Below are 12,256 nucleotides of genomic sequence, written 5' to 3'. Positions count from 1 at the left end.
CTGCATCTTTGTCTGGGTGGTCAAATTCGATCCTCCTCTCGATGACGTCACACGTGGAGTGCGTAGCGGTCCTGGAGCCAGCTGACAGGGTGTCTGACCTGCGGTTTTGTGGCCAGGGTGGAGTGCTCGACCTGTTCCTCTCCGTGACAGCGGTTCGAGTGGACGGCGTCCCTCGCAACCTTCCTGGCCTGCGCATTCATGGGGGAGGCGCTGCATCGGAGGACGCCGTCAAGGTCTCGTCCGGAGATTCTCGACGCTCGCATGATGCTCGAAGCGGGAATCTCAACCTGCCGGGAATCTCCGGCTGGGTTCGGGCGAACGTCAGCAGTGGAACCTGCGGGGCGTGCCCCGGGGCTCGACGTCCGTGTAAGGCTTGAACCACTCGTCCCACAGGTCTTCTTCGGCCACGTCTGCTTCCAGGAAGTCGTGCGCCCTGTCGCTGACGTCAAGCAGCCCGCTCTCATTAGCGAGGAACTCCCAGTCATAGTCGAACCGCGAGGCCGGAAGGGTCTGGTAGACCTCGTCCGCGTGGACGGATTCGATACTGAACCCGCCGATGCCTTCCACGGCGTAGCCGAATAGCACGCTCTCGGCCAGACAGTGCGGTTTCGGGATACCGCCGGCAAGCAGATCGGCCGCGAGGTCGTCGTACGCGCGAGCGCAGTGAAGAAGGAACCAGTCCGACTGAGTCCCCGCGCTGACCGGAACGCTGTGTTCCCAGAAGTCGGGGTCATAAGCGGCGAGGTACGTCTTGTCCGCAAGGTCCCTCAGCTGCCGTTGGAGAACGAATGCGGTCCTGGGTGTTACCCCAACGCCGCTGCAGTCCCCGCAGCCGCGGCCCCGGGAGGACGAGTCGCAGATGGCGCACTTCGCGCAGTCCTCGGCCACAGTGCAGCCGCAGCTTCGGCAGCTCCCGCAGTCGGATGCGCTGAAAAGCGAGAACATGACCGTGTTGAGCTGTCCCAGGTTCTCCGTGACGGCCCGCGCGGCCCTGCGCGCAGCCCGGGCTCGTGGAGCGTCCCGATGCGTGTCCTCGATCTCCTCCGCGATATCAGTGATCGCCTTCCGGAGGGGCCCAGGCAGGGAAGCCAAGGACCGGTGAACCTTCCCGAGGGCGCCTGCTCCTCTCTGGAGAGCTGCGTTGAGCGTGGCGGCGAGCAGCTGGGATTCGTCGCGATCCTCGAACGTCCCGATCTTCGAGAGTTCCGGTCCGCGGGGCGTCCCCCGCATGCTGAAGAGGATGGCACCGTTGCCCTTGGGCTGGGTCAGGAAGAAGAGATGCGATGGCGCGGAATGTGCCGGCATGGCTGAGCCTCCGAGTGGTGCGCGGGCAACGAGTGCGGGCACGGTAGGGAACACCGCCGCAGACTCGAGCCTGCTACGTGAAAGATGAGGTGAGAGACAAGCCGGTGGTTCGGGTGCGTCCGCGGACTCCTTAGCTAAAGCGCAGCTGGTGATCTGGCTACGAGCGAGATCCCGTTGCTGGCAGGCGGAAGCCTGCCACAGAAGGTGCCGGGGATGCCAGTGAGTTCGCGAAATCCTAAGTCGAGACGGGCGTTGCCCGGTCCCTCAACTCCTGCCCCTACCTACCTGATGTCCTGGTTCCAGGCGCGGCGGCGGCCGTTCGGCCCCATATTGCAGACCGTGTGTTAACAGCGCCAATATCAGGTGGCGTTCTCTCGGCGGCGCAGTTAGATGCTGGTGCCGCCGCAGCGGCCGCACTCGGACGGGCCTGGGTCCGTGCCGTCGCGGATGAAGACGGTCACGCGCACGCCGCGCCCGACCGCCTCGCGCAGCAGCGGCAGGATGCTGCGCACCCGGTTCAAGACCCACGCCCACAGCCAGACCGAGCTGCGGGCCGCGCGGATCCCGTCTTCCTACGTGCTGTAGAAGGTCAGTTCGTCGTCGATGCCCGTCACCTCGACGTGTCGGGCCAGGACGTCGGCGAGCGCGTTCCCGAACACGCCGAGCTCGCGCTCGTTCTCGTGCGGCGGAGTGATCAGGTGGCTCGTTCGCAGCCGCCGTACTCCGGGAGTGCCTACCAACGAGGCGAGGTGGGTGAAGGATCTGTCGTCCTTTGCGGCCCGGATTCGATCCCAGTTGTCGATGACGTAGAGCCGGGTCTGGACACGAGTGGCCGTTGGCGATCAGTGCCCTGGCCGGCCACCAGCCGCTGCGACGACCGGTCAGGTGCGGGCTGGCCAGCTCGCGTTGCCCGTCGGTGTCGACGATGACGATCTCGGGGGCGTCAAGAGGTCTCGGTGCCGCGGTCTGTTTGCCGCCCTGCAGCATTCCTCCGGAGGCGAGCGAGTTGGCCAGCCGCATCATCCCGGACCGAAGCGGTGCTGATCGGTCACGGTGGCGCAGGCTAACCTGATGCTGTTCCCACGCCATGACCGCTTCCGCCGATCAGTTGCCCTCGGACGTTAGGAGCCCTCGGCTGTGCCACCCACTTTGTATCGCGACACTAATTACACGCTCCGGCACCTGATCGAGGACATCGAAGGCGGTCGCATCGGGTTACCAGACATTCAACGCCCGTTCGTCTGGTCTGCTGCGAAGACCCGCGATCTCTTCGACTCGATGTATCGGGGCTACCCGATCGGCACCCTGATGTTCTGGGAGACCGGCGCTGAGGTGGGGACGCGACAGATCGGAACGGAAGCCGGTGATCGGGCACCTCAGCTGTTGGTCGTTGACGGGCAGCAGCGGCTCACCGCCCTGTTCACAGTCCTCACCGGACGCAAGATCGTCACTAGGTCCTTCGACGAGATCAACGTTCGCATCGCGTTCCACCCGGAGGACCAGACGTTCGAGGTCACGGACGCGGCGATCGAGCGTGACGCCCACTTCATTCCGGACATCACCGCGCTCTGGGCCCAAGGTGGTTACAAGCCCGCCGTTCGACAGTTCTTCCAACGGCTCGAACAGGCCAGCGGCCAGCCCTTGTCGGACGCTGCCAAGGATGAGCTCGAAGAACGCGTACACAGGGTCCGGGACCTGCACGAGTTCCGCTTCCAGGTTGTGGAGCTGGGTGCTTCGGCCAACGAGGAGCAGGTCGCCGACATCTTCGTGCGCATCAACTCCGAAGGCGTGAAGCTCAACCAGTCCGACTTCATCCTCACCCTGATGTCAGTACATTGGGAGAAGGGCCGCCGCCAGCTCGAAGACTTCAGCCGCGGCGCGGTGGTCGCAGGACTCCCCGGTCCGAGCCCTCGAAACGCCTTTCTGGACCCCAGCCCGGACCAACTGCTGCGCGTAGCCGTCGCTGTCGCCTTCCGGCGCGCCCGGCTGCAGCACGTCTATAGCGTCCTACGAGGAAAGGACCTTGAAACCGGCAAGGTCACCGCCGCTCGACGGCAGGATCAGTTCGACCGGCTCGCCCAAGCACACACGAAGGTCCTGGACCTGACCAGCTGGCACGAGTTCTTCCAGTGCGTCACGGCGGCAGGCTTCCGCAGTCGCAAGATGATCACCTCCGACAACGCCCTGCTGTACAGCTACACACTCTGGCTGATCGGACGCCACGACTTCGGGCTGACGGTCGATGAGCTCCGTCCGGTGATCGGACGGTGGTTCTTCATGGCGCACACCACCGGTCGGTACTCCAACTCGCCGGAGTCACAGATGGAGTTTGACCTGGGACGGATCGGCAGTCTGCCGCCAGGTGACGGCCGGGCCTTCACCGTGGAACTCGACCGGATCATCGCAGCGAACTTTACCGGCGACTACTGGGACATCTCCCTGCCGAACCGGCTGGACACGTCCTCGTCGCGTTCACCAGTGCTGTTCGCCTACCAGGCGGCGCTCAACATCCTCGACGCCGAAATGCTCTTCGGCGACCAACGAATCCGTGATCTGCTGGACCCCTCGGTCCTACCCGCCAAGGTTGTCGACCGGGACAACCTGTTCCACCGCAAGGCACTCGCCCGACTGGGTATCACCGACCGGCGCCAAGTCAATGCCATCGCCAACATGGCCTACGTGACGTGGCCGGCAGACAAACCGTCCAACACCGGTGCACCGCATGACTACTGGCCGAGAATCACGGACGCGATGGACCCGGAGGTGCTCGAGCGGCAGGTACGGTGGCACGCACTCCCGGTCGGCTGGGAACAGCTCGACTATTTCACCTTCCTGGAACGGCGGCGCCAGCTGATCGCCAAGGTTGTGCGGGAAGCGTTCGAAACCCTCACAGGGGAACGCCCTGCGTACGTCCCAACCACCCCGGCCGACATGATCGCCGCCGGCGAGGCCCAGGGCACCGAGTTCAAGGCCAGCGCCCGCTGGAACGTGCACACCCAGCAGGCCGACAAGTCCCTACGGCACAACATCGTCAAGGCCGTCTGCGGCTTCCTGAACGGCGAGGGCGGAAACCTGTTCATCGGTGTGGCCGACGACGGAACCGTCCTCGGCATCGACAACGACCTCACCACTCTGGAGTCGCAGGCCAGCGTCGACGGGTATGAGCTCTTCGTACGCCAACTCCTCGACAGCAGCCTGTCGACCCCGACCGCGACCACCGTCCGCGTGCGCTTCCCCGAGATTTCCGGCAATGTCGTCTGTCAGATCAGCGTTGCCGCGGCAGGTAAGCCGGTGTTCGCCAAGCCCGCCAAGGGCGGCAACGGCGCCACTGACTTCTGGGTCCGGGTCGGCAACGCCACCAAGCAACTCCACGGCGATGACCTCCTGCGCTACCAGGAGGAACACTGGGGATGAGCGCGATCTACACATTCGGGCACATCGACGGATGGCGTCGGTGGAGTCCGGTCGGCCTTCTCGGCCTCCTCGTCGACCGGCTTGAACACGCAATGGCCCGCGCACCGCGGGCGCGGTTGCCAAGGAGCAAGCGCAGGCTGTCGGCCGTGACACTCGGTTGACGCTCTGGACGCCGACAAGCCGGGGCGAGAATCGATGTGATTGCTGTGACCTGCGCTTTTCCATAACCGGCACAGACTGACGTCATACCGGTGACGCACCACGTGGAGTGCGTGGCCATCCTCGAACCGGCCGCGAAGGGCCTATGACCTGCTGTTTCTTCTGTTCCTGTTAGCTTCGGGCGATGGCCCTGACCTGTTTCGTGGGCGCGTGACGTGGACTGTGCCGAGGTTCGGACAGTGCTGCTGATCTGCTGTTTTCCAGGCTCGTGTGGGAGCACGGATGCAAGGCCCCGACCTCGCATGGACGGGAGTGCATCGCCTCGACGCTCATTTGACGCTCGACTTGATGGGGCATCAGTTGGATGGGTGCTGCTGGTCTGCCGGATGCCGATAGCTCGATTCAGTCCGCCCTGTACCCGGCTGGTCGGGCCTTCGGCGGGACTGGCGGCCGTTGGGAGCGCCCGGTCCACAACGTGAAGGCGGTCGCATCGACCGTCTCACGGTGGTCTCGCCACCAGCCGCCCCGCTTCGGCGTCCGGTCCGGGGCGCGTCGGTCAACGACACACCCGGAGCGGCGAGCAGCTGATCCGAACGGAAACCGCCTGGGCCCTTTCGTTCGGGGCACCAGCGCGCCTCCAGCCCTTCGACCGCCCCTGCCCCGACGTCGTCCTCGTCAGCTCTTTGCCGCCTTTCCCGGCAGAGCCTGATCGAGGAGGACTTCCGCCGCCGCCCGCGCGTGTCGGCCGTAGTCCGATTCGTCTAGCACCATGGCACGGCTGGCCGCCCCGTCCGCGAGGGTGGCCAGTTGCTCGGCGAGTAGGAGGGGTTCGCGGCAGCCCAGCTCCGTCACCACCGCGACGATCAGTTGCACCATGCGCAGCTTCTGCTCCCGGGCGTAGGAGTGCACCGCGCTCTGCGGATCGGGGAACTCCGCGGCGGCATCGATGAACGGACACCCGCGTACCGGAGCCGCGTCCGCCACCGGCTGGTCGAACAACCTGCGGATCCGGTCACGCGGAGGGATGTCCTCGCGGGTCAGCACGGCTTCCAGGGTGGCCCCCGACAGTGCGAGGCCCTGCAAGTGGGCGATGACCAGATCGTTCTTGGTGCGAAAGTGCGCGTAGAGGGTCCGCTTGGACACCGGCGCTTCCTCGGCGACCTGTTCCATGCCGGTCGCGCTGATGCCCTGGGTCGCGAACAGCCGGGCGGCGGCAGTCAGAATGCGTTCCCGTCCGCCGCGCCCCCGCCGCCGGGATGCCGTGGCCGTCGTACTCACGGTCGTGTTCATGAAGTAAGTATACGCAGTCGTTTACTTGGGTCGGCGTATCGCGTTAAGGTGGCCTCCGCATGTAAACGGCATCGTTTACATGAACTCTTTCGTCATCAAGGAGTCCCATGAGCGGGTTCGTCTCCACTGAGCTGAGCAGCTGCGCGGAGAAGCTGATACGCGGCCGTCACGCGACCCGCGCGTTCCGTCCGGAACCCGTACCCGAGGACACGATGCGCAGGATCTTCTCGCTGGCCGGCACCGCGCCGTCCAACTCCAACGCACAACCGTGGCAGGTGGAGGTGGTGAGCGGCGCGGCACGTCAGCGCCTGACCGGTGCCCTGCGGACGGCCCACGCCGAACGGCGCACCTCGGCGGACTTCCCGTATTCCGAGGGGATGTACGCGCGGGTGCACCAGACACGTCGGGCGGCGTTCGGTGCCGAACTGTACGGGGCGCTGGGCATCGGCCCCGACGATCACACGGCACGTGCGGCCTACGACTCGGAGAGCCTGCGCTTCTACGGCGCGCCCCACGCGGCCTTCCTCTTCGTCCACGGTGACGGAGAGGCCCGGCTGGCCGCGGATGTCGGCGCCTACATGCAGACGCTGCTCCTGGCCATGACCGCGTACGGCGTGGACAGTTGCCCGCAGGGACTGTTGAGCTTCTACGCCGACACCGTCCGCACCGAACTCGGCGTCACCGGAGGGAAGCTGCTCGTTGGCATCTCCTTCGGGTACGCCGACGAGACGGCGCCGGTGAATCGGGTGAAGGCCGAGCGGGCTCCACTCGAGTCGACCACGGCCTTCCACGACTAGTGCTGTGACCACATAGGTTCGCCGGGGTGGTCCTTGGCGCGGTTGGATGGGTGGTGCCGTCCGTTCCGACCGCCGGAGGTGTGGTGGCAGAGCTTGTGCGGGTACGCAGGCTGACCGATCAGGAGGGGCAGAAGCTGTAGCGGATCGTGCGCCGGGGCAGTACCAGCTCCGTGCGCTTCCGCCGGGCGATGATGCTGCTGGCCTCAGCCGGCGGGAACCGCATCCCGGTGATCGCCCAGCTGGTCCAGGCCGACGAGGACACCGGGCGGGAGGTGATCCACCGGTTCAACGAGATCGGCAATCGGCCGTGAAGCCTTACGGTGCCTGCTCCTGCGCCGCGGCATCACTTTCCAGCGCACCAAGACCTGGAAGGAGTCCCCCGACCCCGACCGTGGCGCCAAGCTCGACCGCATCGAGCAGGTCCTGGAACACTTCCCGGACCGGGTCTTCGCCTTCGACGAGTTCGGCCCCCTGGGGATCCGGCCCACCGCGGGATCCTGCTGGGCCAACCAGGGCAAGCCCGACCGGCTCCCGGCGCACCGCGCGGGGCGGACGTTATTGACAGGCGGGTCTCCCGTCCCCAGGAGACCCGCATGACCGAACGCGAGCTCGCAAGACGCGCCCGGCATCGGCTCGCTGTGCTGCGCCACGCCGAGGAAGTGAGCGGCAACGTCGCCGCGACCCTGCCACTACTACGGCATCAGCCGCCAGTGCTTCCACACCTGGCGCCGACGCTACGAAGCCGAGGGCCTGGACCGGCTGACTGCGCACGGACCTGGTCGGCCGGTGTGGCGGGTGGCCTGCACCGGCGAAGACCGCTGCGCCCTGGCCCGCCTGCCCCGACCCCGCTGAACCTTCGCGGACACACCCACAAGGCCGGTGTCTGGCGGGTGCTCCCGGCCGGTGTCCTTCCACCCTCGTTCTGCCCGTGCTCCGGCTTGGACCGGAGCACCCCGCGGAGGGTGTCGTGGCAGTTCGCCGCCGGATCTGCCACGCGTCGGCGGACCGGCCCGCATATCGGTACGGATATGTGTCCCGGATATGCAGGTGCGCGGCGGCCGTTTCGGCCCCTTGGTCTCAGGGCCCTCTCGGGGCGTCGTCGGCCTGCGGCGCTTTCGGAGCAGGTCGCCCGGGCGCCCGGCACACGGGACTCAGGACGCGGGGCCAGGTCGGTTGCCCTGGCCGCGGTGAACCGCTGCCGCGGCTGCGGTCCCCCTGTGGTGTCGTCCCTCCCGGCTAGGGTGTGGCTGTGATCGATGGCTGGAATACCGACAGAGTGCATCGCTTCCGCGCCGAGGCGGGGTCCCGTGGGCTGCCGGCGGAGGAGGTCGAGGAGTGGATACGGGCCGCTGTGCCGGGCACGTTCTTCGCACAGGGCGGTGACGGGCCGCTCGCGGCGCGGATGGGTGGTGATCCGGTACTCCCGGAAGGCGCCCCGGACCCATGCCACCCCCTGATCGCCCGCGTCGACTGCGCGCTGATACCCCAGAGCGCCACCGGACTCCCCCTGCCGTCAGCGGGCCACCTGCTGTTCTTCGCCGACCTGGAGCTGGGTCTGCATGGCCCGATGAGTGACGCGGTGTGCCATGTCCCCGCCGGGACACCGACGGCCGTCCGGCGTGTGAAGACCGGGTACGGGCCGTTCGAGTCGCAGGATATGCGCACGACGTGGCACCACTTGTCCCCGCCGATGCCGGAGAGCTTCGCGGAGGCCAGGTGGGACGTCCCCGACGACGAGGAGTACGCACTCGCCGAGGAGTTGGAGAGCGCCTGGACGCACGTGGGGGGCTCCTGGCCGACCTGGACGTTCGCACTCGGCGCCCACCCTGTTGTCATCAACGACGACCCTCTTCTCCTCGCCAGGGACGACGAGTCGGAGACCGGCGACACCGCGGCGGACACCGACGACTGGGTCCTGCTGGCCACCTGGCGTTGCGGTGAGCAGGTCCGCGAGCTGGACTCGCACGTCGTCAGCTGGATGATCCGCCGCCAGGACCTGGCGTCCCTGCGCTTCGATCGCGTGTACGGCCACGTCGACAGGGCATGACGCCCGGCCTTGCCCGCACCCGTCGGACGCACACGCGGCCGAGGTAACGCGAGGCGCGGGCCGGGGCCGTGGGGCGGTGCGCCCTCCTGCCCCGCATGGATCTCGCGGACGCGTACTCGTTCTGCCACCCGGACAGCCTGGCGACATCGCGCCGTCCGGACCAGCATCCGAACGGCGCGTCGCTCACGACGGGGCATAGGTTCTCTGATGCGGCACTAGCCTAGTACGCGAGCTGCCCGATGCCCCCGTCAACGCGGAGCACGGTCCCCGCGGTGTAAGCGGATTCGTCCGAGGCGAGATAGACCGCTGCCTTCGCCAGCTCGGTGGCGGTTCCCAGGCGATGGAGAGGCACGGTCTGCCGGAGTTCTTCGTAGAGGGCGGCCTGGCGCTCGGGACCCAGCGGGGCGAACGCGTTGGTGATCGTCGGGCCCGGACTCAGTCCGTTGACGCGAATGCCCCGGTCCTTCAGCTCATGGGTCAGCCCGCGGGTGTAGGAGAGCAGGCCCGCCTTGGCCGCACCGTAGACCGTCGCGTTCTCGTGTCCGATGTAGGCGGAGACCGAGCCGACGAGGATGACCGAGGACTGCTGCGAGAAGAGCGGTAGCAGGTCCCTGATCAGGAAGAACGGCGACTTCAGATTTGTCGTGAGGAGCCTGTCGAACGCCTCCTCGGTCCATGCCTCGATGGGGAGGTGGGTGACGTCGGCGGCGTTGCTCATCAGGATGTCGAGCTTCGGCCATTCCGCCCGGAGCCGCGCCGCGAGCGCCGCCTGGCCGGGTACGTCGCCGGCGTCACTGGCGACGGTCAGCAGCGGGCCGTCCAATTGCCGTGCTGCCTCGTCCAGCCTTTCCCGCGAGCGGCCGGTGATGGCGACGGTCGCCCCCTCGGCGAGGAACTCGCGGGCCGTTTCCAGGCCGATGCCGCTCGTCCCTCCTGTGATCAGCGCGTGCTTTCCCACGAGACGATCCATGTTTCTGCCCCTTTCAGATTGCGGTGCGGCCACCGTCGGCGGCCACGATCGCGCCGGTCATGTAACTGGCCCGGTCACTGGCGAGAAAGGCGATCACGTGGGCCACCTCGGCCGGGTCGGAGGTGCGCTTGAGTGCGGTGGCCAGGCCCATGCCACCCATGTCCGGTCCCATCGCCGCGACCACCTTCGAGGTGCGCATCGGGCCCGGAGCGACGGCGTTGACCCGCACGTTCGACTCGGCGAACTCCGCCGCCCAGGTGCGGGTCAGCGATTCGAGCGCCGACTTGGTGGCGCCGTAGACGGCCATGCCCGGCATGCCGAGGCCGGCCGCGGTGGAGCTGACGTTGACGACGCTGCCGCCGCCGCCCGCGGCCATCTTCTCCGCGAGCAGGGCGGTGAGCAGGAACGGGGCCCGGACATTGACCGCGAAGGCGGTGTCGTAACTCGCGAGATCCTGCCCGGTGGTCGGGGAGAACGTCATGACGCTCGCGTTGTTGATCAGGATGTCGACGGCTCCTGCGTCCGCGGCCAGCTGCCGCACGCCCGCCACATCGGACACGTCGGCGGCGACGAAACGCACCGTCCCGGCGGATGTGCCACCGGCTGCGCCGAGGTCTTCCACGACCTGGGCGCCGCGCTGTGGATCGGTGCCGGTCAGGATCAGGTCGGCTCCGCCCGCGGCCAGCACCTTGGCGGTCGCGTGCCCGAGTCCGCCGATCGCGCCGGATCCGGTGACGAGCGCCGTCTTGCCTGCGAATTCCATTGCTTCGCCCTTCGTGCCGGCCGGCGAGCGACCGACTTCTGTGCGTGTGTTCAAGAAGTGACTCGGGGGAAGCTACGACTTCTTGAACGAGGAGTCAAGAAGTCGTAGTATCGGGCACGTGGCACGAACCGGACGCCCCCGCGAGTTCGACAAGGAACAAGCGCTGGAGCGGGCACTCGAACTGTTCTGGTCCCGGGGATACGGGGCGACGTCGATCCAGGACCTGGTCGACGCGCTGGCCGTCGAGCGCGGCAGCCTCTACGGCACATTCGGCGACAAGCGCCGCTTCTACCTCGAAGCCGTCAGGCTCTACTGGGAGGTGTACGAGCGGCACCTGACCACCGCCCTCGACACCAGCCCGCTCCTGCCCGCCCTGCGGGAGATCCTGACCCATCCCGCGCGGCTGGACGAACTGATCTCCGACGCGGGCGTGCCGCAGGGCTGCCTGGTCGGCAACACGACCGCCGAACTCGTCCCCCAGGACGGCGAAGCCACGGAGATCGTCACCCGCTCGTACCACCGGTTCACCGACATCGTCACCGACGCGCTCCGCCGCGCACAGGCCGCCGGAGAGGTCACCGGCAAAGCCCGTCCCGCGGCCCAGGCCCAGATGCTGCTCTACCTGGTCCAAGGTCTCTCGCTCGTATCGAGGGCGGGGCTCGACAGGGCTGCGGCCCTGGCGGCGATCGACACGGCGCTGGACGGGCTGCGGGCGTGACCGGAGCTCTCGGGGCGGCGCTGATCGACCCGGTCCACATGCTGGCCGAGCGGGCGATGGCGAACGGCGACGCGGTGCCCGGGCCCCGGGTCGTGCCGCTGATGCCGGCATCACGGACGATGGGCCGGCCCGAGCGCCCGAGTCGGAGGAGCCCCTGGTGGAGGTAGGCGCGTAGCTCGTAGCGGATGCGGCAAGACCCCGAAGGTGTCGGGCCGTGAAGGCGATGAGCCGACCAGGGCGCATCCGGCCTGCTCAGGTCCGAGGTCCCCGGACGACTCGGTTGACCATCGAATCATCTGCAACTAGATTGGTGGCAGTTTACTGGCGGCGACAGGAGTCGGGGATGGCGGGGCTCAGTAGCAGGAGCGCGGTCGCGATTCACGCGCTTGCGATGCTGGCGCACCGGCGTGGAGGCTCGTTGACTTCCGCGGAGATCGCGGACAGCCTCGAAAGCAATCCAGTTCTTGTGCGGCGTATCCTCGGCCGCTTGCGAGACGCTCACCTGGTGCGGTCCACCGAGGGTCGTGGAGGTGGCTGGTCCCTTGCTCGCACCCCGCGGGACATCACGCTCTATGACGCGTACGCCGCCGTGGAGGGGGAGCAGGTCTTCTCGAGGCATCCCCATCCGCCCAGCGGGGCGTGCGTGGTCGGCCGCAGCATCGGCCATCTGCTTGACGTCGAGTTCCGGAACGCGGAGCGAGCTCTGGAGGAGCGGCTCGGCCGGACGACGATCGCCGCCCTGCTGCAGCAGATACTGGCCTCCGACGACGAAGCGAAGGACCGCTGATTCAGC

At 67.4% G+C, this 12,256-nt stretch carries 11 protein-coding genes and 2 pseudogenes; 7 read left to right on the top strand and 6 right to left on the bottom strand.

Going from position 1 to position 12,256, the window contains the following annotated elements; genetic code table 11:
* Positions 1 to 321 precede the first annotated feature (321 nt).
* The 3 genes from LCH29_RS14150 to LCH29_RS14140 form a co-directional block, all read right to left on the bottom strand.
* Positions 322 to 1,305, bottom strand: coding sequence for a hypothetical protein (locus tag LCH29_RS14150; RefSeq protein WP_446462064.1), 984 nt, complete (start codon positions 1,303 to 1,305; stop codon positions 322 to 324).
* A gap of 386 nt (positions 1,306 to 1,691) precedes the next feature.
* Positions 1,692 to 1,817 (bottom strand): hypothetical protein, encoded by a 126-nt coding sequence (locus LCH29_RS14145; protein ID WP_446462063.1) that lies wholly within the window; start codon positions 1,815 to 1,817, stop codon positions 1,692 to 1,694.
* A 60-nt stretch (positions 1,818 to 1,877) separates the two neighbouring features.
* Entirely contained in the window at positions 1,878 to 2,045 is a 168-nt protein-coding gene (locus LCH29_RS14140; RefSeq protein ID WP_446462062.1) for a hypothetical protein, read from the bottom strand.
* A 397-nt stretch (positions 2,046 to 2,442) separates the two neighbouring features.
* On the opposite strand from LCH29_RS14140, the gene LCH29_RS14135 reads away from it, so the two are divergent.
* Entirely contained in the window at positions 2,443 to 4,719 is a 2,277-nt protein-coding gene (locus tag LCH29_RS14135) for a GmrSD restriction endonuclease domain-containing protein (protein ID WP_446462061.1), read from the top strand.
* A gap of 834 nt (positions 4,720 to 5,553) precedes the next feature.
* On the opposite strand, the gene LCH29_RS14130 is transcribed toward LCH29_RS14135, so the two are convergent.
* Positions 5,554 to 6,168, bottom strand: a complete 615-nt coding sequence (locus LCH29_RS14130; RefSeq protein WP_446462060.1) for a TetR/AcrR family transcriptional regulator — start codon at positions 6,166 to 6,168, stop codon at positions 5,554 to 5,556.
* Positions 6,169 to 6,275: 107 nt separating this feature from the next.
* On the opposite strand from LCH29_RS14130, the gene LCH29_RS14125 reads away from it, so the two are divergent.
* The 4 genes and pseudogenes from LCH29_RS14125 (at position 6,276) to LCH29_RS14110 (ending at position 9,012) form a co-directional block, all read left to right on the top strand.
* Entirely contained in the window at positions 6,276 to 6,965 is a 690-nt protein-coding gene (locus LCH29_RS14125; RefSeq protein ID WP_446462059.1) for a nitroreductase, read from the top strand.
* 143 nt (positions 6,966 to 7,108) lie between these two features.
* Positions 7,109 to 7,502, top strand: a pseudogene (locus LCH29_RS14120) (IS630 family transposase); the annotation flags it as partial.
* Positions 7,503 to 7,661: 159 nt separating this feature from the next.
* Positions 7,662 to 7,817 (top strand): annotated as a pseudogene (locus tag LCH29_RS14115) (hypothetical protein); the annotation flags it as partial.
* Between the two features lie 424 nt (positions 7,818 to 8,241).
* Entirely contained in the window at positions 8,242 to 9,012 is a 771-nt protein-coding gene (locus LCH29_RS14110; protein WP_446462058.1) for a DUF1963 domain-containing protein, read from the top strand.
* Positions 9,013 to 9,232: 220 nt separating this feature from the next.
* On the opposite strand, the gene LCH29_RS14105 is transcribed toward LCH29_RS14110, so the two are convergent.
* A complete protein-coding gene (locus tag LCH29_RS14105; protein WP_446462057.1) occupies positions 9,233 to 9,982 on the bottom strand; it encodes an SDR family oxidoreductase in 750 nt (249 codons plus the stop codon).
* A gap of 13 nt (positions 9,983 to 9,995) precedes the next feature.
* Entirely contained in the window at positions 9,996 to 10,745 is a 750-nt protein-coding gene (locus LCH29_RS14100; RefSeq protein WP_446462056.1) for an SDR family NAD(P)-dependent oxidoreductase, read from the bottom strand.
* Positions 10,746 to 10,863: 118 nt separating this feature from the next.
* On the opposite strand from LCH29_RS14100, the gene LCH29_RS14095 reads away from it, so the two are divergent.
* Both LCH29_RS14095 and LCH29_RS14090 read left to right on the top strand, forming a co-directional pair.
* Positions 10,864 to 11,463: a TetR/AcrR family transcriptional regulator gene (locus LCH29_RS14095; protein WP_446462055.1), complete on the top strand. Its 600-nt coding sequence runs from the start codon at positions 10,864 to 10,866 to the stop codon at positions 11,461 to 11,463.
* Positions 11,464 to 11,686: 223 nt separating this feature from the next.
* On the top strand, positions 11,687 to 12,250 hold the full coding sequence (locus LCH29_RS14090; protein ID WP_446462087.1) for an Rrf2 family transcriptional regulator: 564 nt from the start codon (positions 11,687 to 11,689) through the stop codon (positions 12,248 to 12,250).
* Positions 12,251 to 12,256: the final 6 nt, after the last annotated feature.

The sequence above is a fragment of the Streptomyces sp. BRA346 genome (assembly GCF_052851135.1).
The sequence above is the reverse complement of the archived record's forward strand: the minus strand, read 5'-3'. Positions and strand labels throughout refer to the sequence as shown.

Excerpts from the sequence above, each read along its gene's own strand:
- LCH29_RS14150 (WP_446462064.1), bottom strand. The coding sequence starts at position 1,305 with ATGCCGGCACATTCCGCGCCATCGCATCTCTTCTTCCTGACCCAGCCC.
- LCH29_RS14130 (WP_446462060.1), bottom strand. The coding sequence starts at position 6,168 with ATGAACACGACCGTGAGTACGACGGCCACGGCATCCCGGCGGCGGGGG.
- LCH29_RS14125 (WP_446462059.1), top strand. The coding sequence starts at position 6,276 with ATGAGCGGGTTCGTCTCCACTGAGCTGAGCAGCTGCGCGGAGAAGCTG.
- LCH29_RS14105 (WP_446462057.1), bottom strand. The coding sequence starts at position 9,982 with ATGGATCGTCTCGTGGGAAAGCACGCGCTGATCACAGGAGGGACGAGC.
- LCH29_RS14100 (WP_446462056.1), bottom strand. The coding sequence starts at position 10,745 with ATGGAATTCGCAGGCAAGACGGCGCTCGTCACCGGATCCGGCGCGATC.
- LCH29_RS14090 (WP_446462087.1), top strand. The coding sequence starts at position 11,687 with ATGAGCCGACCAGGGCGCATCCGGCCTGCTCAGGTCCGAGGTCCCCGG.